The sequence below is a fragment of the Streptomyces sp. NBC_00193 genome (assembly GCF_026342735.1).
In the GTDB taxonomy this organism is placed as follows: Bacteria; Actinomycetota; Actinomycetes; order Streptomycetales; family Streptomycetaceae; genus Streptomyces; species Streptomyces stoeckheimensis.
The window spans coordinates 1,132,043-1,152,186 of the sequence record NZ_JAPEMM010000001.1 but is presented as its reverse complement, the minus strand read 5'-3'; the positions used below and the strand labels follow the sequence as shown (position 1 = coordinate 1,152,186).

18 protein-coding genes are annotated in these 20,144 nt (G+C 72.1%); 7 read left to right on the top strand and 11 right to left on the bottom strand.

All coding sequences use genetic code 11. The features are described 5' to 3' along the window. Window positions 1-21 precede the first annotated feature (21 nt). The 3 genes from OG898_RS04695 to mce form a co-directional block, all read right to left on the bottom strand. A complete protein-coding gene (locus tag OG898_RS04695; RefSeq protein WP_243336252.1) occupies window positions 22-960 on the bottom strand; it encodes a cellulose-binding protein in 939 nt (312 codons plus the stop codon). Window positions 961-1,162: 202 nt separating this feature from the next. Next, window positions 1,163-5,785, bottom strand: a complete 4,623-nt coding sequence (gene scy, locus OG898_RS04690) for a polarized growth protein Scy (protein WP_266955130.1) — start codon at window positions 5,783-5,785, stop codon at window positions 1,163-1,165. A gap of 501 nt (window positions 5,786-6,286) precedes the next feature. Beyond that, window positions 6,287-6,730 carry a methylmalonyl-CoA epimerase gene (mce, locus tag OG898_RS04685; protein WP_250744755.1) on the bottom strand — a complete coding sequence of 148 codons (444 nt, stop codon included), beginning with the start codon at window positions 6,728-6,730 and terminating at the stop codon, window positions 6,287-6,289. Between the two features lie 137 nt (window positions 6,731-6,867). Here mce and OG898_RS04680 point away from each other — a divergent pair, with 137 nt between their 5' ends. Next, window positions 6,868-8,064 (top strand): acetyl-CoA C-acetyltransferase, encoded by a 1,197-nt coding sequence (locus tag OG898_RS04680; protein WP_266955128.1) that lies wholly within the window; start codon window positions 6,868-6,870, stop codon window positions 8,062-8,064. A 102-nt stretch (window positions 8,065-8,166) separates the two neighbouring features. Further along, complete coding sequence (gene meaB, locus OG898_RS04675; protein WP_266955126.1) at window positions 8,167-9,141, top strand: methylmalonyl Co-A mutase-associated GTPase MeaB; 975 nt, start codon at window positions 8,167-8,169, stop codon at window positions 9,139-9,141. Window positions 9,142-9,379: 238 nt separating this feature from the next. On the opposite strand, the gene OG898_RS04670 is transcribed toward meaB, so the two are convergent. The 5 genes from OG898_RS04670 to OG898_RS04650 all read right to left on the bottom strand — a co-directional run bounded on the left by OG898_RS04670 (window position 9,380) and on the right by OG898_RS04650 (window position 12,755). Beyond that, window positions 9,380-9,964 carry a PepSY domain-containing protein gene (locus OG898_RS04670; RefSeq protein ID WP_250744758.1) on the bottom strand — a complete coding sequence of 195 codons (585 nt, stop codon included), beginning with the start codon at window positions 9,962-9,964 and terminating at the stop codon, window positions 9,380-9,382. 122 nt (window positions 9,965-10,086) lie between these two features. Then, window positions 10,087-10,563 carry a MarR family winged helix-turn-helix transcriptional regulator gene (locus tag OG898_RS04665; RefSeq protein ID WP_250744816.1) on the bottom strand — a complete coding sequence of 159 codons (477 nt, stop codon included), beginning with the start codon at window positions 10,561-10,563 and terminating at the stop codon, window positions 10,087-10,089. Between the two features lie 88 nt (window positions 10,564-10,651). Next, complete coding sequence (locus OG898_RS04660; protein WP_250744759.1) at window positions 10,652-11,455, bottom strand: AIM24 family protein; 804 nt, start codon at window positions 11,453-11,455, stop codon at window positions 10,652-10,654. Between the two features lie 11 nt (window positions 11,456-11,466). After that, a complete protein-coding gene (locus OG898_RS04655; protein ID WP_250744760.1) occupies window positions 11,467-12,117 on the bottom strand; it encodes an AIM24 family protein in 651 nt (216 codons plus the stop codon). Next, the gene (locus OG898_RS04650; RefSeq protein WP_250744761.1) at window positions 12,117-12,755 is read right to left on the bottom strand and encodes an AIM24 family protein; all 639 of its coding nucleotides are present in this window, start codon (window positions 12,753-12,755) and stop codon (window positions 12,117-12,119) included. Before OG898_RS04650 ends, OG898_RS04655 begins: the two co-directional genes overlap by 1 nt. 172 nt (window positions 12,756-12,927) lie before the next feature. Here OG898_RS04650 and OG898_RS04645 point away from each other — a divergent pair, with 172 nt between their 5' ends. Next, window positions 12,928-13,272 (top strand): DUF3817 domain-containing protein, encoded by a 345-nt coding sequence (locus tag OG898_RS04645; RefSeq protein ID WP_250744762.1) that lies wholly within the window; start codon window positions 12,928-12,930, stop codon window positions 13,270-13,272. Beyond that, the gene (locus OG898_RS04640; RefSeq protein ID WP_250744763.1) at window positions 13,269-13,565 is read left to right on the top strand and encodes an MTH1187 family thiamine-binding protein; all 297 of its coding nucleotides are present in this window, start codon (window positions 13,269-13,271) and stop codon (window positions 13,563-13,565) included. Before OG898_RS04645 ends, OG898_RS04640 begins: the two co-directional genes overlap by 4 nt. A 22-nt stretch (window positions 13,566-13,587) precedes the next feature. Here OG898_RS04640 and OG898_RS04635 read toward each other — a convergent pair whose 3' ends face one another. Then, window positions 13,588-14,076 carry a hypothetical protein gene (locus tag OG898_RS04635; protein ID WP_266955122.1) on the bottom strand — a complete coding sequence of 163 codons (489 nt, stop codon included), beginning with the start codon at window positions 14,074-14,076 and terminating at the stop codon, window positions 13,588-13,590. Further along, a complete protein-coding gene (locus OG898_RS04630) occupies window positions 14,073-14,399 on the bottom strand; it encodes a ribbon-helix-helix protein, CopG family (protein WP_266955120.1) in 327 nt (108 codons plus the stop codon). Before OG898_RS04630 ends, OG898_RS04635 begins: the two co-directional genes overlap by 4 nt. 53 nt (window positions 14,400-14,452) lie before the next feature. On the opposite strand from OG898_RS04630, the gene OG898_RS04625 reads away from it, so the two are divergent. From OG898_RS04625 to OG898_RS04615, 3 genes are all read left to right on the top strand, one after another. Next, the gene (locus OG898_RS04625) at window positions 14,453-15,079 is read left to right on the top strand and encodes a C39 family peptidase (RefSeq protein ID WP_250744766.1); all 627 of its coding nucleotides are present in this window, start codon (window positions 14,453-14,455) and stop codon (window positions 15,077-15,079) included. Between the two features lie 171 nt (window positions 15,080-15,250). Beyond that, on the top strand, window positions 15,251-17,023 hold the full coding sequence (locus OG898_RS04620) for a glycosyltransferase family 2 protein (protein WP_250744767.1): 1,773 nt from the start codon (window positions 15,251-15,253) through the stop codon (window positions 17,021-17,023). A 3-nt stretch (window positions 17,024-17,026) separates the two neighbouring features. Beyond that, window positions 17,027-19,048, top strand: coding sequence for a kelch motif-containing protein (locus OG898_RS04615; RefSeq protein WP_250744768.1), 2,022 nt, complete (start codon window positions 17,027-17,029; stop codon window positions 19,046-19,048). Between the two features lie 18 nt (window positions 19,049-19,066). Here the strand turns inward: OG898_RS04615 and OG898_RS04610 are convergent, their stop codons facing one another. Then, the gene (locus OG898_RS04610) at window positions 19,067-20,086 is read right to left on the bottom strand and encodes a glycoside hydrolase family 6 protein (RefSeq protein ID WP_266955116.1); all 1,020 of its coding nucleotides are present in this window, start codon (window positions 20,084-20,086) and stop codon (window positions 19,067-19,069) included. Window positions 20,087-20,144: the final 58 nt, after the last annotated feature.

Here is a 20,144-nt window from a genome sequence, read left to right as displayed (position 1 = left end):
GGTGCCGGAAATCTCCGACGACTAGCGGCTCTGCTGCGCCGGAACGCCGCGCGTGACCGGCTCGTCGTCGATCGGCGCGGACGCGGCGGCGACCGCGGCACCCGTCAGCGTCGCCAGCATCTCGCGGACGTTGGTGAGCTGCGCGTTGATCGAGTCGCGGCGGTTGGTGAGCGCCGCCAGCTCGCGCTCGGACTCGCTGCGGATCCGGTCGGCCTTGGCGTTGGCGTCGGCCACGATGTCCTCGGCCTGGCGCTGCGCGGTCTCCACGGTCTGGCGGGCGCGACGCTCGGCGTCCGTACGGAGCTTCTCGGCCTCCAGGCGCAGCTGCTCCGCGCGGTGCTCGATCTCCGCGAGACGCTTCTCGGCCTTGGCCTGACGGCCGGCCAGGTCGCGCTCGGACTGCTCGCGGCGCTTGGCCAGGTTGGTCTCGAAGTCCGCGGCGGCCTGGGCGGCCTTGGCGCGGGTCTCCTCGAAGAGTGCGTCGGCCTCCTCGCGCTTGGAGGCCGCGTCCTTCTGGGCCTCGGTGCGCAGCGAAGCGGCGTCGCCCTTGGCCTTCTCGACGATCCGGACACCCTCGTCCTCGGCGGTCGACTTCCGGTCGGCGGCGAACGACTCGGCGTCGTTGCGCACCTGCTGGGCAGCCGACTCGGCGAGCTCGCGGTGCTGCTCGGCCGCGCGACGGGCCTCCTCACGGAGGTCCTTCGCCTCCTCCTCGGCCAGGCGCAGGATCTTCTCGACCCGGGCGCCGAGACCGGCGTACGACGGCTCGGCGTCGTTCACCTGAGCCTGGGCGTTCTGCGTCTCGAGGTGCAACTCCTCGATCCGCTTTTCCAGAGAGTTGATACGTCCGAGGGCGCTGTCACGGTCGGAGACCAGCTTGGTGATGCGGTCGTCCACCTGACCGCGGTCGTAACCACGCCGCACGAGCTCGAAGCCGAAGGGGGAGGATGTGTCGCTCATGGGGTTCCTGTCGAATGAGACCGATGAGGTGCTACGCGGGGTGTTAGGTGTTAAGGGGAATCCTAGGCGCCAGGACGGCGTGTCATCGAGTCAATCCGCGTTTGATCTGGACAATGACACCCCTTTTGAGTGGCAAGGCGACAGAATGCTTGTCACTCGTTCGCCTGAACCTCCATCAGGAGCACAGAGTCGAGTGCGCTGACTAGCCCTCTGACGTCTTGCCACCCGATCGAGTGGAACCCGCTGTCGCACCGGCCTTCACGCCCCCCGCGCCCTGGCCGCCGACCCCGGGCTTTCCGCCGCCCGAAGGCGCCTCGAATGATTCCAACGCCTCAAGAACGTCCTGGACACGGGAGATCTCCGCCTGAATGTCCTCGCGCCTGCGCACGAGGACCTCCAGCTCGCGCCGGCCCTCCTCGACGAGCCGCTCCGCCTCGGCCTTCGCCTCCGCGAGAGCGCCCTCCGCGGCCCGGACCAGCTCGGCCTTCTTCTGCTCGGCCTCCTTGAGCAGCGCCTCCGCCTTGCGCACCGCGGCGATGCGGACCTTGCTCGCCTCGCTGCTCGCGTCCGACACCAGCTCCTTGGCCTTCGCATCGGCCTCGATGCTCTGCTCGGTCGCCGCCCGCACCAGCTTGTCCACGCGCTCGCCGGCCGACTTCATCTGCTCGGCCGACTCCCGGCGGGCCCGCTCGTGCAGCTCCTCGACCTCCGCCTCGACGCGGCCGCGCAGCTCCTCCGCCCGCTCCCTTATGGCCGACGCGTCGGTGCGCGCCCCGACCAGCAGCTCGTCGGCGTCCGTACGGGCCTTCTCCACCAGGGAGTTGCCCTCCACGGTCGCCTCCGAGGAGATCCGCGCGGCTTCCTTGCGCGCCGCGTCGACCATCGCGTCCGCCTGCTCCTCGGCCGCCGTCGTGGCGGCCAGGGCCTGCTTCTGCGCGTCCCCGGTGAGCTTCTCGGCCTCCGCGGAGGCCTCCGTGATGAGCCGGTCGACCTGCGTCGCGGCCTCGCTGCGGCGCTTGTTGGCCTCTTCGCGGGCCTCGTCCAGCACCCGCTCCGATTCGGTGCGCGCCTCGCCGCGGATCCGCTCCGCCTCGGTGGCGGCCTCGGCCTTGACCCGCTCGGCCTCGGACCGGGTACGGGTCGCGTGCTCCTGCGCCGAGGACAGTGCCTCGGAGGCCTCGGCCCGCAGCCGCTCGGCCTCGTTCGCCGCCTCGCCGACCGTGCGCTCGGTGTCCTTGCGGGTCTGCTCGGTGAGCCGGTCCGCCTCCGCGACCGCCTCGCCGACCAGGTGGTCCGCCTGCTCGGCGGCCTCGGTACGGATCCGGCCCGCCTCGGCGCGCGCCTCGTCCAGGGTCCGCTCGGACTCCCGCTCGGCGCCCGCCAGGGTCTCGTTGGCCGCGACCGTGACCCGGTCCGCCTCCGCGGTGGCCTCGCCGATGATCCGGCCGCCCTCCGCGCGGGCGTCGTCCAGGGTGCGCGCCGCCTCGGCGCGCAGCCGGTCGGCCTCCGCCGCAGCCTCGCCGACGGTGGCCTCGTTGGCCGTGCGCGTCTCCTCGACGAGCCGGTCGCCCTCGTTGCGCGCGTCGACGAGGATCCCCGTCGCGTCCCGCTCGGCCCCGGCCAGCGTCTGCGCGGCCTGCGCCGTGAGCTGCTCGGCCTTGGCCTTCGCCGCGTCCAGGGCGGCGGCCGCCTCGGCCCGCAGCGCCTCGGCCGCGGCCTCGGCCTCACCGACCGTCAGCGCATTGGCCGCGCGGGTCTCCTCGGTGAGCCGCTCCGCCTCCGTGGCGGCCTCGGAGATCAGGCGGTCCGCCTGCTCGGCCGCCTCCGTGCGCAGCCGGTTCGCCTCGGAACGGGCCTCGTCCAGCGTGCCCGCGGCCTCGGTACGGGTCGCTTCCGCGGCGGCCTCGGCCTCGGCCGTGAGCCGCGCCGCCTCCGCCTGGGCCTCGCCGACCGTGGCCTCGTTGGCCGCGCGGGTCTCCTCGGTGAGGCGCTCGGCCTCGGCCGTGGCCTCCGCGACGATCCTGCCGCCCTCGGCGCGAGCGGCCTCCAGGGACTCCGCGGCCTCGTTCCGGATCCGGTTGGCGTCGTCCCGGGCGTCGGCCTTCGTACGGGCCGCGTCGCGCTCGGAGGCGGCCAGCGCGTCGGTGGCCTCCGTGCGCACCCGCTGCGCGTACTCCGCCGTGTCCGTGCGCAGCTGCTCGGCCTCGGCCGTGCTCTCCGTGCGCAGCCGCTCCGCCTCGGCGATCGCGTCGCCGACCGTGCGAGCGGCCAGTTCCTTCGCCGCGTCCGTCTCGGTGCGCGCCTCGGTGCGGATCCGGTTGGCGTCCTCGGTGGCCCGCTCCCGCTCCGCGTACGCGTCGGCGCGGACCCGGCCGGCCTCTTCCTCGGCCTCCGTCTTCGTGCGCTCCGCGGAGTGCTCCGCCGCGCTGCGCAGCCCCGCGACCTCTTCCTCGGCCTGCTCGTGCAGTCCGGCCACGGCGTCGCGCACCTGCTGGGCGGTGGCCTCGGCCGCCGCGACCACCTCGGACGCGCGCCGCTCGGCCTCCTCGGTGAGCCAGACGGCCTCGGCCGTGGCGTCCTCGGAACGCTTGCGGGCCTGGGCGAGGAGCTCCTCGCTCTCCTCCCGGGCCTGCGCTCGCTCGCTCTCCGCGTCCGTACGCGCCGACGTCAGGGTCTCCTCGGCCTCCCGGCGGCGCCTGGCGGCCTCCTCCTGGGCGGCGGCCAGCGCCTCGGCGGCCTCCTGCGCGACCCGCTCGGCGGCGGCCTTGGCCTCCGCGCGCAGCCGGTCCGCGGTCTCCTTCGCCTCGGAGCGCAGCCGCTCCGCCTCCGCCTCGGCCTCGCCGGTCAGCCGTACCGCGGACTGCTCGGCCTCCGCGCGGACCCGGCCGGCGTCCTGCGCCGCCTCCGTGCGCAGCTGCTCGGCCTCCGCCTCCGACTGCGTCTGCAGCGTGCGGATCCGCTCCGCCGACTCGGCGCGCAGCCGGTCGTTCTCCTCGGTGGTCTCCTTGCGGATGTTCTCCGCGGCCGCCCGGGCATCGCGCAGCGTCTGCTCGGCGGTCGCCAGGCGTCCCTCGGCGTCGGTGTGCAGCCGGACGAGCTCCTCGTCGGCCTCCGCCCGCTTCGCCGCCAGGGCCCGCTCGGTCTCCTCGCGCCGCACGGCCGCCGCGGCGTCCGCCTCGGCCCGTACCGACTCGGCCTGCTCCTCGGCCTCCGCGCGCAGCCGCTCGGCCTCGGCGCGGGTCCGCTCCAGGGTCTCCTCGGCCTGCTTGCGCAGGGTGGTGGCCCGCTCGACGGCTTCGCCGCGGACCCGCTCGCTCTCGGTGTTCGCTCCGGCGCGCACCTCGTCGGCGTCGGCCCGGGACTTGCCCAGCAGCTCTTCGGCGGTGCGGGCCGCCTCCTCGATCTGCTGGACCGCCTCGCGGCGGGCCTCGCCGCGGATCCGCTCGCCCTCGGCGACGGCCTCCGCGCGCAGCTGCTCGGCCTCGCCGCGCAGCCGGCGGGCCTCCTCCTGGAGCTCGACCGTACGGGCCCGGTACTCCTCGGTGTCGTCCTTCGCGGCGCCCTTGAGCTCATCGGCCGTGGCCGCGGCCTGGGCGCGCAGCCGCTCGGCCTCCGCCTCGGCCTCGCCGCGGATCCGCTCGGCCTCCTCGGACGCCGCCCGGGTGGTGGCGCGGGCGTCCTCCGAGGCCTTGTTCAGGACCTCCTCGGCGGTGCGGGCCGCCTTCGCCAGCTGGGCCGCCGTGTCCTCGGCCGCCGCCGTACGGGCCTGCTCGCCGGCCTCGGCGCGCAGCCGCTCGGTCTGCGCGCGGGCATCGGCGAGCGCCTGCTCGGCCTCGGCCTTGAGGGCCTCGGCCTCCTTGTTGGCCTCGCCCACCAGGCGGGCCACCTGCTCCTTGGCCGTACGGGTGCGCTGCTCGTTGACGGACTCCGCCGACGCGAGCTGCCGGGCGGCGCTCTCCTTGGCCTCCGCGAGCAGCTTCTCCGCGGCCGCGCGGGCCTCGCGCAGGGCCCCTTCGGCCTCCTGCGTGCGCTGCTCGGCGACCCGGCCCAGGTCCATCGTCTGGCGACGGGTCTGCTCGGCCTCGGCGGAGGTGGTGGAGCGCAGCCGCTCCGCGTGCTCGGTGGCCTCCTGGGCCTGCGCGGAGGCGGCGGTCAGAAGCCGCTCGGCCTCCTTGCGGGCGCGCAGCAGGGTCGACTCGGCTTCGGCGCGGGCGGATTCGTTCTCGGAGGCGAGCCGGCGGGTGGCCTCGGAGGCGACCCGGGCGGCCTCGGCGCGCGCGGTGTTCAGGGTCTGCTCGGCCTCGGCGCGGGACTCGTCCATGAGCCGGCGGGCCTGGGCTTCGGTACGGGCGCGCAACTGCTCGGCCCAGGCCACGTTCTCGTTGACGTGGGCTTCCACCGTCTGACGGCGCTCGCTCAGCTCCTGGTCCAGGCGCTGGCGGCGGTTGACGGCCTCGGCGTGCAGTTCGGCCTGGAGCCGCGCCTGGTGCTCGGCGTGCTCCTGGAGGATGCGCTGGGTCTGGGCCCGGACGTCGCGCAGCTCGCGCTCGGCGTCCGAACGCATCTGGTCGGCCTGGATCTGGGCATTACGGAGCAGCTGCTCCGCCTGGTACCCCATGTCCGCGCCGTCATAGGCGGGGCGGGACGCCAGGTTGCGGCGTACCTCGTGGAGCTTGGCGCGCAGCACCTCGACCTGGTACCCCAGGTCATCGGCGTGCTGGACGGCCTTCCCGCGTTCCTTCTTCAGCCGCTCCATCTCGGCTTCGAAGCGCGAGAGATGGTCGGCCTCGGCCTGATGGCTCTCCTGGCTTTCGTAGCCCCGCACAGCGCGGTCCCATCCGTCCCCTGGTCGCAAGCTCACTACCGAATGAGCACCGTCCGCCCGCTGAACGACGCCCCCGGGGAATGGTGTCAGATTCCGGGTCGGTCGATACAGGCCCCGACCCCGTCTCCGCGCCGAACCCCGGCCGAGCCAAAGCCACTCTACCGGCCGGGGAAACGGGACATCAGTGCCCTAGTGCGGGAACCCGGACGAGCTGACCCTGCGGAGATTCCCTCTCCGGGTCCGCGGAGTGCCGATTTGGGCTGTTCGAATGCATGTGTCCGGGGCGGAACGTACCGTCGTTGACGTGAAGCTCGTGGTGCAGGTCGAGCTGCTGCCGACGGCGCCACAGGAGTCGGCGCTCGCGGCGCCTGTTGGCGACGTGTGAAGTTCCCGAGGCGGAGCCGAACGCCGATCCGGCGGACTGCACGGGTTCCCGCACCAGCGAGACGGCCGGACGCGGACGGCGCACCACATCCGGTGATGTGCCGTAACGCAAGCCCGTCAGTGCTGGGCGGTCGAGTGGTCGGGGTTGCTCGTGACCAGTTCGGTGAGGACGCCGTGGCAGTCCTTGGGGTGCAGGAAGGTGATCGAGGAGCCCATCGAGCCGGTGCGGGGCTGGTCGTAGAGGACGCGGACGCCCTTGCCGCGGATGGCCTCCGAGTCGCCCTGGACGTCCTCGGTGCCGAAGGCGATGTGGTGGACGCCCTCGCCGTTCTTGGCCAGCCACTTGCCGACCGCGGAGTCCTCGCGGGTGGGCTCCAGGAGCTGGAGGTAGGAGGCTCCGCCGTCGGAGGTCTCGTTGATCTTCAGCATGGCTTCGCGGACGCCCTGCTCCTCGTTGACCTCGGAGTGGAACACCTCGAAGCCGTACGTGGCACGGTAGAACTCAACCGTCTTGTCCAGGTCGAAGCAGGCGATCCCGATGTGGTCGATTCTTGTCAGCATGGACACAGTGCAGCGCTACCGGAGGCGGTTACGCAACGTGCGCGCGATCACACTCACGCGCCGGTGACGGCACGGGTACCGCTCAGTACATTCGGGTAAACCCTCGTTCACTCCTCATCTTCAAGGGGCTGTGCTCCATGTCCGGAACGAACAACACCACGTCAGTGATCGTCGCCGGGGCCCGCACGCCCATGGGGCGACTGCTCGGCTCGCTGAAGTCCTTCTCGGGTGCCGACCTCGGCGGCTTCGCCATCAAGTCCGCGCTGGAACGGGCCGGGATCTCCGGCGACCAGGTCCAGTACGTGATCATGGGCCAGGTGCTCCAGGCCGGCGCGGGCCAGATTCCCGCCCGCCAGGCCGCCGTCAAGGGCGGGATCCCCATGAACGTGCCCGCGCTCACCATCAACAAGGTGTGCCTGTCGGGCCTCGACGCCATCGCCCTGGCGGACCAGCTCATCCGCGCCGGGGAGTTCGACATCGTGGTCGCGGGCGGTCAGGAGTCCATGACCAACGCCCCGCACCTGCTGCCGAAGTCCCGCGAGGGCTACAAGTACGGCGCCATCGAGATGCTCGACGCGATGGCCTACGACGGCCTCACCGACGCCTTCGAGAACATCGCGATGGGCGAGTCCACCGAGAAGCACAACACCCGCCTGGGCATCGAGCGGGCCCCGCAGGACGCGTTCGCGGCCACCTCCCACCAGCGCGCCGCCGCCGCGCAGAAGAACGGCGTCTTCGAGGCCGAGATCACCCCGGTCGAGATCCCGCAGCGCAAGGGCGAGCCGGTGGTGTTCTCGCAGGACGAGGGCATCCGGGCCGAGACCACCGCCGAGTCCCTCGGCAAGCTGCGTCCGGCCTTCGCCAAGGACGGCACCATCACCGCGGGCACCTCCTCGCAGATCAGCGACGGTGCGGCCGCCGTGGTCGTGATGAGCAAGGCCAAGGCAGAGGAGCTGGGCCTGGAGTGGCTCGCCGAGATCGGCGCCCACGGCAACGTGGCGGGCCCGGACAACTCGCTCCAGTCGCAGCCCTCCAACGCGATCCTGCACGCCCTGAAGAAGGAGGGCCTCGGCGTCGAGGACCTCGACCTCATCGAGATCAACGAGGCCTTCGCGGCGGTCGCCGTGCAGTCAATGAAGGACCTCGGCGTGACCCCGGAAAAGGTGAACGTCAACGGCGGCGCCATCGCCCTGGGTCACCCGATCGGCATGTCCGGCGCCCGCGTGGTGCTGCACCTGGCGCTGGAGCTCAAGCGCCGCGGTGGCGGGGTCGGCGCGGCCGCCCTGTGCGGTGGCGGCGGCCAGGGCGACGCCCTGATCGTCCGCGTCCCGTAGGGGAGGGGCGGCCGTCCGGCCGCCCGCACCCGTAGCCGTACCCGTACGGGTCCCGCGGGACGAGACCCGCGGGACCCGTGAGAACGAAGGAGCGCAGCAAGAATGACGGCGGTGGACGTCCCCCAGCTGGTGGCCCAGGCCCGTGAGGGCAGGCCGCGAGCGGTCGCCCGGCTGATCTCGCTGGTCGAGGGGGCGTCCCCGCAGCTGCGCGAGGTGATGGCGGCGCTGGCGCCGCTCACGGGCAACGCGTACGTGGTGGGCCTCACCGGCTCCCCGGGCGTCGGCAAGTCCACGACCACCTCGGCGCTGGTCTCCGCGTACCGGCAGGCCGGCAAGCGGGTCGGCGTCCTGGCCGTCGACCCGTCCTCGCCGTTCAGCGGGGGCGCGCTGCTCGGCGACCGGGTGCGGATGTCGGACCACGCCTCCGACCCGGGGGTCTACATCCGCTCCATGGCCACCCGCGGCCACCTGGGCGGACTCGCCTGGTCCGCCCCGCAGGCGATCCGGGTGCTGGACGCGGCCGGCTGCGAGGTGATCCTGGTCGAGACGGTCGGGGTCGGGCAGTCGGAGGTGGAGATCGCGGCGCAGGCCGACACCTCGGTGGTGCTGCTGGCCCCCGGGATGGGCGACGGGATCCAGGCCGCGAAGGCGGGCATCCTGGAGATCGGCGACGTCTACGTGGTGAACAAGGCCGACCGGGACGGCGCGGACGCCACCGCCCGGGAGCTGAACCACATGCTGAGCCTGGGGGAGTCCCGGGGCAAGGGCGACTGGCGGCCGCCGATCGTGAAGACGGTCGCGGCGCGCGGTACGGGCATCGACGAGCTGGTCGAGGCGCTGGAGAAGCACCGGGCGTGGATGGACGAGCACGGGGTGCTGGCGCAGCGGCGTACGGCCCGCGCCGCGCGCGAGGTGGAAACGATCGCGATCACCGCCCTGCGGGCCCGGCTCGCCGACGTGCACGGCGACGCCCACCTGGACGCCCTGGCCGGGCGGGTGGCGGCGGGCGAGCTGGATCCGTACGCGGCCTCGGACGCGCTCCTCGCGACCCTCACGGAAGCGGCGGAACCGGTGTAACCGGCGGAACCGGATGCGGAGCCCGTGGGCCGGTCATAGACTGGCGAACGCCCGGAATGCCCCAAACGCAGGGAGGTTTCATGGCGAAGCGCGGCAACAAGAAGCGAGCCCGCAAGAAGAAGAAGGCCAACCACGGAAAGCGTCCCAACGCCTGACCGTGAGCACTGACTGACCACATACGGAAGCCGCACCTCGTCCACGAGGTGCGGCTTCCGTGCGTGCGGGACCGGGACGGGTCCTAGCCGTTGTCGTCGTTGCTGTCGTTCTCGTCGTTGTCGTTGCCGTTGTCCGACTGGGAGACGGTGGCCTTGCCGGACGTGGGGTCCACGTGGACGTTCGTCGTGGTGCCCCCGGACTTGACCTCCACGTCCCAGTAGGTCGTGTTGTTGTCGTCATCGTCGTCCCACTGCACCGACCAGACCTGGCCGGGATGGGCGGCGACGGCGGCCTTCATGGCCTGCTGGGCGGTGACCTTCGCGGCGACCAGGGCGGCGTCCTCGTCCCCGTCGTCGTCGTTCTCGTCCGAGTTCTCCACGGTGACCGCTCCCGTGGCCGCGGTGACGAGCAGCTCCGTGTTGCTGCCGTCCTTGCCGATCACGTTCACGTGCCAGACCGGGCCGTCCTTGTCGAGCGACTCGATGACTCCGGGATGACTCTTGAGGGCCGCCGCGGCGGCCCCCTCGGCATCGACCGCGGCGCGCAGCGGTGCGGAGAGGCTGCCGGTGGCCGCTCCGGCCGTGGACGCGGCGGCGGCCGCCACCGGTCCTGCGACCAGCAGGACGGCGGCGGCCGCGGCCGACGAGACGTACAGGGTGCGCTTCATGGCGTGACCTCCTCAGGCCGGCCATGGCGCTTACGGTTGCTCGGCGGCGGCCGGCGAGCGAGCGTTACCGCCCATTCTCCGGCCTGCGGCAGAGGAGCGCCGCTCGGGGACCGGCCCGGGGATCAGGCCTTGCCGCGGCCCGCGCGCAGGTGCTCGGCGACCGGAGTGAGCGCGGCGCGCAGCGCTGCGAGGGCTTCCGGCGGGAGCAGGTCGATGAAGTGGCGGCGGACGGACGCCACGTGGTGCGGGGCGACCTTGCGCATCGTGTCCATGCCCTCGGGCGTGAGGACGGCGTAGAGCCCGCGGCGGTCGGACTCGCAGTTCACGCGGCGGACGAGGCCCGCCGATTCCATGCGGGTGATCTGGTGGGAGAGCCGGCTCTTGGACTGCAGGGTCGACGTCGCGAGGTCGCTCATCCGCATCCGGTGTTCCTCGGATTCGGAGAGGTTCACGAGGATCTCGTAGTCGTTGTTGGTGAGCCCGAACGGCTGGAGGTCCTTTTCCAGCTGGTGGGACAGCAGTCTGCTGACGTCCAGGTGGGTGCGCCAGGCGCACTGCTCGGCGTCGTTCAGCCAGGGGGTGGCCGCCTCGGTCTCGATGGTCTCCATGAAAGAACTCTACCTAAGAAGTTGAATTGCGTACAAAAATACTGCGCGGTGAGAGAAATACTGCGCGGTGAGAGGTTTCCTACAGCCCGAAGCGCCGCTGGATATCACCCAGCTGCCCCGGCATCCGCGGTACGCCGAGCTGCCCCAGCGGACCCTGGCCCTGGCCGGGAACGCCCTGCGCCTGACCCGCGGCCGCCCCGGCGCCCACGGCCCCGACCGCCTGCTCCGGCATCAGCATCTCCGAGGACTGGAGAAGCACCGTACCCGCACCCACGAACTCGAACTGGTGCTCCTCGCCCGAAGAGCCCCCGATGCCCGTCAGCGAGCGCAGGCCGCCGATCACGCCCGACATGTACCCGTGGTCGTAGTGGTGGCACGGAGAGGGGCAGTCCGCCCACCCCACCAGCGCCTGCGGATCCACCCGCAGCGGCGGCTCCATGAACACCACCGGACCGCTGGAGGCCGCCACGAACTTCCCCGTGCCGATCAGGGTGAGGAAGCCCGGGACGATCGACTGCTTGAGCGCCAGCGAGGGCTGGTACGCGAGCAGGTTGCCCGACCGGATGGTCAGGTTGCCGTTGTCCAGGTCGTACGAGTTCACGTCGAAGGCCCGGTCGGCCAGCAGCATCTTGCCCTGCCCCTCGGCCACCACCCAGTCGCTCGCGTGCAGCGGCGAGTGGAAGCTGGTGCGCAGCAGCCGGTCGAACCGGCCGTGGCCGATGCCGTTGAACTCGATGCGCCCGTAGTAGGCGATCATCTTGCCCTTCTGCAGGAACCACTGGCTCCCCTTGAGCTCCACGCAGAAGGTGTAGGCGTTGACGTTGTCGTCGGACGGCAGGGTGTACGGGTCGAAGACGGTCGGACCTCCCGGTCCACCGGTCACGGGACCAAAGTTCACAGCTTTTCCTCCGAAGCCTGTACGTACACCGCGCCCTGGCCGGACAGTTCCAGCTGGAACGCCTCGCCCGAGCCGCGTCCGACCATGTCCCGCCAGCCCAGCGCCGTGGACAGCTTGTTGCGGACCTCGCCGTGGTGGGCGACGTAGGCCTGCGGGTCCACGTGGATCGGGCGGTTGGGGTGGATCGGCAGCTCGATGACCCCGCCGTGGGCCATCACGGCCACCGAGCCGTGGCCCTTGAGGGTGGTGGTGAACAGGCCCTGCCCGGTCACCTGGCCGCGCACCATGCCCATGACCCCGCCCTGCGCGCCCATGAACATCGTGCCCTGCTGCAGGGTGCCGTCGAAGGCGAGCAGCCGGTCGGCCTCCACGTAGAGCGTCTCGCCGGTGAGGCTGATCACCTGGATGTGGTGGCCGCCGTGGCCGAACATCACGGTGCCGCTGCCCTCGACCTCCATCAGCGGGGTCTGCTCGTTCGCCACGCGGCGCCCGATCATGCCCATCACGCCGCCCTGGCCGCCGGTCAGGCTCGGGGTGAAGGAGACCTCGCCGCGGTACGCGAGCATCGCGCCGCGCTGGCTGTACATCTTCTGCCCCGGTACGACCTGGGCCTCGACCATCTTCGAGTTGATCTCGCGGAACGGCATCAGACGTCGCCCCCGATGGTGTTGCGCTCGCTGGGCTGCACGTACACCAGGCCCTCGCCCTCGAAGCGGATCTGGAACGCCTCGCCGGAGCCCTCGCCGATCAGAGTGCGGAAGTTCACACCGGACTGGAAGGACTGCTGGAGGTTCCCGGTGTGCGCGATGTACGCACCCGGGTCGACGGAGAGCGGGTACTGGGAGCTGACGCGCAGCACCACCGCCGGGCCGTCGGACATGATCGCCGCCTGCCCGCTGCCCTCGACGGTCGTGGTGAACAGGCCGTTGCCCGTCGTAGCACCGCGCAGGCCGGTGAAGGTGGTGCCGGTGCGCAGACCGGCGTCGGTGCACAGCAGGTTGCTGGACTCGACGTACAGCTTCTCGCCGCGCAGATTGACCAGATTGATCTCACTCGCCCGGTCGGCGAAGAAGCAGGTGCCGTGACCCTGCACTTCCATCACGGTCATCTGCTCGCCGGTGAGCCGCCGGGTCACCATTCCGCGGAGGCCTTCGCCGCCGCCGGTCATCTTCTTGAAGGCCATCTGGCCGTCGTACGCGACCATGGAGCCGTTTTTCGCTTTCACGGCGTCCCCGGTCAGGTCGACGGCGAGCACCTTGCTGCCTTGGAGTCGGAACTGAGCCACGGGAAGACGTTATCGGCAGCGGGCGGCACCGAACAGGGCCCGTTGGCCGATATCCGTCCCGAACCGTCCCGGTACACCCCGGTCCGCCGGGACCCCCGGGCCCCGCGCCAAGATCGCCCGGGGCGGCTGAGACACTGGGACGGACCCCCGGCATCCACCCCGAAGGTTCCACGTGGACATCAAGACCGCTTCCGCCCTGCACCGGCTGCGCCTCATCTCCGTACCGGAGGCGCTCTCGTTCCCGGCGCTGCTGATCTTCGGCTCGGTGCTGAGCCGGATCTCGGACATCGACTACCTGATGATGCCGCTCGGCGTCATCCACGGGATCCTGTTCGTCATCTACGGCGTCTTCCTGCTGGACGTCTGGTTCAAGGCGAAGTGGCCCCTGAAGAAGGTCGCCCTCTTCTTCCTGCTGGCGCTGGTCCCCTTCGGCGGGCTCTACGGCGACCGGGTGCTCAAGCGGGACGAGTCGGCCGGCGTGCTCGCCGCCCGTGCCCGTGAGGCGGCCCGCGCATGATGATCGCGTTCTCGGTGACCCCGCTGGGCGTCGGCGAAGAGGTCGGCGAGTACGTGGCCGACGCGGTCCGCGTCGTCCGCGCATCGGGGCTGCCGAACCACACGGACGCCATGTTCACCACCATCGAGGGCGAGTGGGACGAGGTGATGGACGTGGTCAAGCGCGCGGTGGCCGCCGTGGAGGCGCGCGCCCCCCGGGTCTCCTTCGTCCTCAAGGCCGACATCCGCCCCGGCGTCACGGACGGCATGACGTCCAAGATGGAAACGGTGGAACGCCACCTCGCCGGGGGCTGAGCGGATCGCGGGATCCACCGGCTCACACGGCGTGGACGTGCACGTCGGGCGGATTGAGCACCGACAGGTGCGCGGCGATGTCCTCGGGGTCGCTGGTGAAGATCACCGCACTGCCGTGCTTCGCGGCGGCCAGGGCCACGGCGGCATCCACCCCGTCCGGCCGTTTCTTCGGGGGGAGTTCGGCTTCCCCCAGGGCGGTGCCGACCCGGCGCCAGTCCGCGAGATCGAAGCCCGTGGCGCAGGCGATGCACTCCGGACGGCCGGCCCTGGTCTCGCGCATCGGCGGGGCCGAGGCCCGTGCCTGCGGCACGGTGCAGTCCCCGAGCGTGGTGGCCAGCGCATGGACCAGCGCAGGGTGGGGGCGCCACACCTGCGCCAGCACCGGCCCGAGGACGAGGGCCCGGTGCGGGGTCTCCTTCAGGGCTTCATGCAGGTGGACCGCTTTGGCCTTGCGGTCGGCAAGGGCGATGAGCATCCCGGTGTCGTAGACGGGGACCCTCGCCCCGCTCACGCGGCTTTTCCGGGACGCGCGCCGGATCGATGCGCCCCGTAGACGAGACCGAGTGCGGCCTCGACCTCCCGCCGTTCCTGCTCCGTCAGTTCCGGGACGGCCGCGTCCGCCTGCGGTGCGTTCGCAGCCTCGGCTTCGGCCGCCGCGATCAAGGCGTCCACGTCGGCGAACTGTTCCTCTATGGCCTCGGTCTCGGCCATCTGCCGCGTTGCTGCGTGCACGAGGTACGCGGAGACGTCCAGGCCGGCGCGCTCGGCGTGCCGCCTGATGCGCTCGGCCTGCTCCTGCTCGAGGCTGATGCTGATCCTGGTCTTGGCCACCATCGCAGTGTATGACGCGTATTACGCCGTGGCCAGGCCTGGCAGACTTCGGAGGCATGACCGTCTCCGTGATCAAGCACGCCGTCCCGTACTACTCCCAGTGGGAGTCCGCCGCGCTGGTGCCCGAGTTCGTCGCGGGTGCCGACGCGGCCCGGGATCCGCTGTGGGCCGGGTCCGGGGCGGACTCGCCCGAGGAGTACGCCTTCTGGGCGCCCCGGATGTGCGGAGTGGCCTGCCTGCGGATGGTGCTGGGGCGGCTGGAGCTCCCGGTGCCGCCGTCGGTGGAGCTGGTGAAGGAGCTCTGCGGGGCCGGGGCGTACGTGCGGGACGGGGACGCCGTGCAGGGGCTGATCTACCGGCCGTTCGCCGAGTACGTGAACGCCCGCTGGGGCCTGGACGCCCGCTCGGTGCCCGTACTGGACCACCAGGCCGTCCGGGACACGCTCGCCGCGGGCGGTCTGGCGATGCTGTCGGTGCACTGGTCGATCCGTACCGCGGCCCCCGCGGCCGAGGCCAGGGGCGGCCACCTGGTGCTCGCCGTCGGGGCCACCGACGAGGCCGTCCTGGTGCACAATCCCTCCGGCTTCCCCGACGGCTCCCAGCAGTACGCGCCCGTCCCCTGGGCCGACCTGGACCGGTTCTACGCCGGACGCGGCATCCTGCTCGGCGGACGGGCCGGCTGAGGGGTGCGTACGGGGCCCGGGAGTCCGGATCTTCCGGTGCGGTGACCCGTTCGGCCCTGGCCGGCAGGGCACGGATCGGAACCGCCCGGGTGGCGGCATCCAGTTCGACAGGCCGAGGTATCTCCCCTTTCGTGGGGATACGTACCTCGGTTTCGAGCGCCTGGAGGAACCGTGCGGCAGGAAGCCCAGGAAGCCTTCGACTACGAGACCCACAGCCGGCTGGCCGGACCCTGCGAGGAGCCGGATCCCGCCGTCGCCTACCGCGTGAGGTACCGCTCCCTGCTCGCGCGCGAGGACCTCCGGACCCGAATACGGGCCGTCGCCCTCATGACGCTCGCCCCCGTCGCCGCCGTCGGGCTGCTGCTCTACCTCGTCTGGCCCACGCACCGGACGGTCCGGGAGGGCGGCGAGGGCTGGCTCGTCCGGCTCGACGCCGTGATGCTCGGATCCGTCGCCCTGATCATGCTCTTCATGGTGGTCAACGTGGTCTCGATCGCCCACGCCACGATGGTCGCCCGGGACCCCGTCCCGGTCCCCGCCGAGCCCGGCACCCGCGTCGCCTTCCTCACCACCTACGTCCCCGGCAAGGAACCGCTCTCCATGGCGGCCGCCACCCTGCGCGGGGCCGTGGCCGTCCGGCACGACGGGCCGCTCGACGTCTGGCTCCTCGACGAGGGCGACGACCCCGGGGCCAGGGAGCTGTGCGCCGCGCTCGGCGTGCGCCACTTCACCCGCAAGGGCGTCGCCGAATGGAACACGGCCAAGGGGGCCCACCGGGCGAGGACCAAGCACGGCAACTACAACTCCTGGCTCGCCCGGCACGGCGCGGACTACGACTACTTCGCCTCCGTGGACACCGACCACGTGCCGCTCCCGCAGTACCTGGAGCGGATGCTCGGCTTCTTCCGCGACCCCGACATCGCCTTCGTCGTCGGCCCGCAGGTCTACGGCAACTACACCGCCTCGGTCACCAAGGCCGCCGAGTCGCAGCAGTACCTCTTCCACGCGCTCATCCAGCGCGCGGGAAACCGCTACGGCGCCCCCATGTTCGTCGGCACCAACAACGCCGTCCGGATCAGCGCGCTGCGCCAGGTCGGCGGGCTCTACGACTCCCTCACCGAGGACATGGCCACCGGCTTCGAGCTGCACCGGAGCCGGAATCCCGGCACCGGGCGGTTCTGGCGGTCCGTGTACACCCCCGACGTGCTCGCCGTGGGGGAGGGGCCGAGCACCTGGACCGACCTCTTCACGCAGCAGCTGCGCTGGTCGAGGGGGACGTACGAGACCCTCCTGCGGCAGTACTGGCGCGGCTGCTTCCGGATGCCCCCGGGCCGCTGGCTCAACTACACCCTGATGCTCGTCTACTACCCGATGACCGCCGTCAACTGGCTCCTCGGCGTCCTCAGCTGCGTGCTGTTCCTCTGGTTCGGCGCCTCCGGCACCCAGGTCTCCACCGAGGTCTGGCTGATGCTCTACACCGACGCCGCGGCCCTCCAGGTCGGCCTGTACCTGTGGAACCGCCGCCACAACGTCTCGCCCCACGAGCCGGAGGGCTCCGGCGGGCTCGCCGGCATGGCCATGTCGGCCGTCTGCGCGCCGGTCTACCTGAAGTCGCTCGGCTCGGCGGTGCTGCGCACCCGGGGCCGTTTCGTCGTCACCCCCAAGGGCCGCGTCGCCAGCCCCGACCGGCTCGCGACCTTCCGCATCCACCTCTTCTGGGCCGCCGTCCTCCTCGTCTCCCTCGCCGCCTCCGTGCGCTACGAGCACACCCACGCGGCCATGCGCATCTGGGCGGTCCTCGCCCTGGCCGTCACCCTGGCCCCGCCGGCCGTCTGGGCCGTGACGGAGCTGCGCGCCCGCACGGCCCGGTCCGCGCCCGGCGAGGGGCCCGAACCGGGTGAGGAGCCGGGGCAGGCGCTCGCGCAGACGGCAGGAGGGAACTGAGCCATGCCGTACCGGCCTTCGAAGCAGTTCAAGAAGACGGCCCTGGGCGCCGGAGCCGTCGCCCTTCTGCTCGCGCTCAACGCGCCCGCCGCGCTCTCCTTCGCCGGGGACCGCTACCACGCGTACAAGATCGGGCGGACCGGCTACCGCGTCCAGTACGGCTCCTGGGGGCTGATCGGGCTGCCCGAGGAGTACCGGATCAACGCCATGCACGCGGCGCTGCTGCGCACCGGCAAGGTGCTGCTGATCGCCGGTTCCGGCAACGACCAGCGCAACTTCGACAAGGGCACCTTCTCCACCGTGCTGTGGGACCCGAAGGACGACAGCTTCAAGAAGATCCCGACCCCCGAGGACTTCTTCTGCTCGGGCCACAGTCAGCTCCCCGACGGACAGCTCCTGGTGGCCGGCGGGACCGCGCGCTACGAGGTGCTCGGCGGAAAGGTCACCCGGGCCGGCGGCGGCATGCGGGTCAAGAACGAGAGCCCCGACAAGGCCGTCAGACTGCCGAAGGGCACCGTCTTCCGGTCCCCCTCCGGAGTCGAGTACGTGTCGAAGTTCGCCGTCACCGTCCCCAAGGCCACCCGGCGGTTCGAGATCGTCTACGGGCGCGGCGGGCAGATGATGCCGTGGAAGACCAAGGTGGTCGCCGCGGAGGCCCGCGTCTTCGTGGAAGCGGTCCGGGAGGGCGCCGCGGGGCTGACGACCCAGGCCGCCCAGTACACCGTGGCCGGGCTCACCGGCAAGGACGCCGCCAACGTCTACGGGCTCGCGGAGCGGCTCAGCGCCGGCAAGCAGGACTTCCAGGGCATCAAGTCCGCCTACGAGTTCGACCCCCTGGCGGAGAAGTACGTACCGGTCGACCCGATGAAGGACGCCCGCTGGTACCCGACCCTGGTGGGCCTCCAGGACGGGCGGGTCCTCGCGGTGTCCGGGCTCAACGACGTGGGCGACGTCGTCCCCGGCGACAACGAGTACTACGACCCGAAGACCAAGAAGTGGTCCAAGGGGCCCTTCCGCTACTTCCCGACCTACCCCGCCCTCTTCCTCACCCAGGGCGGCAAACTGCTCTACACCGGCTCCAACGCGGGCTACGGGCCCAAGGGCAAGGGCCGCGAGCCGGGCGTGTGGGACCTGGCGACGAACGAGTACCGCAAGGTCGGCGGACTCGCCGACCCCGACCAGCTGGAGACCTCCTCGTCCGTCCTGCTCCCCCCGGCCCAGGACCAGAAGGTGATGGTGCTCGGCGGCGGCGGAGTCGGCGAGTCCAGGCTGTCCACGGACCGCACGGCGGTCGTGGACCTCAAGGCGGAGGTGCCCGTCTTCCGGTCGACGGCCCGGCTGCCGCAGGGGGTTCGCTACCTCAGCAGCGTGCTGCTGCCCGACGACTCCGTCTTCACCACGGGCGGCTCCGCCGACTACCGCGGCCGGGGCGCCAGCGATATCCGCAAGGCGCAGTTCTACTACCCGCGCACCGACACCTTCGTCGCCGCCGCGGCCCCCAAGGTCGGGCGCAACTACCACTCCGAGGCGCTGCTGCTGCCCGACGGGCGGGTGGCGACCTTCGGCTCCGACCCGCTCTTCGCGGACAAGGACAACACCAGGCTGGGCAGGTTCGAACACCGGCTGGAGGTGTACAGCCCGCCGTACCTGCACCGGGACCCGGCGCTGCGGCCGGTGCTGGGCGAGGGGCCCGAGGAGGTCGGGCTCGGGGGTCGCGCCGCCTTCCGGGCGCCGAAGGCGGAGCGGATCCAGCGGGCCCGGCTGATGCGGCCGAGCGCGGTGACGCACACCACCGACGTGGAGCAGCGCTCGATCGAGCTCGGGCTGGAGAAGACCGCCGACACGGTGACGGTCGCCGTGCCGGCGGACCCGACGCTGGTGCCGCCCGGCTGGTACATGCTGTTCGTGACGGACGCGGACGGGACCCCGTCGGTGGCGAAGTGGATCCGGGTGCGGCCGGCTCCGGACCCGGAGCCGCCGGTGTCACCGCCGTCACCGGCGTCGCGGGACGGCTGGCTGAGTTAGGGCCGGGACCGTGCCGCGCTAGTCGGTGGCCCGGCGGGCCAGGCCCAGGGCGTAGTCCGGCCACCAGGTCCCGGCCGGGGGGCCGCCGCGGCAGGTGCCGTCCGATTCGCCCGGCCGCTTGACCCAGAGGTACGCGTCCACGAGCGGGTCGCCCGTCCCGTCGGTCGGCGGTGTGCCCAGCGCCCGGCCCGGCGGGTTGCACCAGGCCTGGCTGCGGTCGCCCTGGAGCGGGCCGTCGCCGTTGCGGCTGGTGTCGATGACGAAGTGCTTGCCCTTGGTGGCCTTGGAGAGGGCGGCGCCGTACTCCCGGCCGGCCGAGCTGGGCTGGAAGTTGGAGACGTTGAGGGAGAAGCCGTCGGCGCGGTCCAGCCCCGCCTTGTAGAGGGGATCTACCAGCTTCTTCGGGTCCGGGATCCACGCCGGGTTCCCGGCGTCCAGGTAGACCTTGGTGTTCTTGTTGCGCTTGAGCCGGTCGACGGCCTCGGAGAGCAGCTGCAGCCGCTCGTCGCGGTGGCCGGCCTGGGTGCAGCCGTCCACGAGGTGCGGGACCGCGTCCGGCTCCAGGACCACCAGGGCCTTCGTATCGGCGATGTTGTCGGCGAAGGCGCCGATCCAGCTCCGGTACGCGGCGGCGTCCCGGGCGCCGCCCGCCGAGTGCTGCCCGCAGTCCCGGTACGGGATGTTGTACGCGACGAGGACCAGCGTGCGGCCGGCCGTACGGGCGCTCGCCCTGGCCCGGCGGATCTCCGGGCCGGGGTCACCGGCCGGGCCCCACAGGGCCATCGGCCGGTCGGCGATGCGGCGCAGCACCTGGGCGTCGCTGTTGCGGCCCTGCGCCTCCCAGGCGGCGACCTGGCGGGCGGCGTCGCTCTGCGGGTCCACCCAGAACGGGGACTCGTCGACCAGGCCGACCCCTGCCTGGTGGTGGGGCGGTGCGGATTCCGGCTGGGCGGTGGGGGCGGGCGTGCAGGCGGCTGCCGCCGTGAGGGCGAGGGCCAGGGTGAGGAGGGTGGCGGGGCGGCTGCGGGGGGCTGGCATCCGGCTTCCTCGGGGCGAAGGGGCGGGCGGCTGCGGGCCGGGTCATCGTGACATGGGG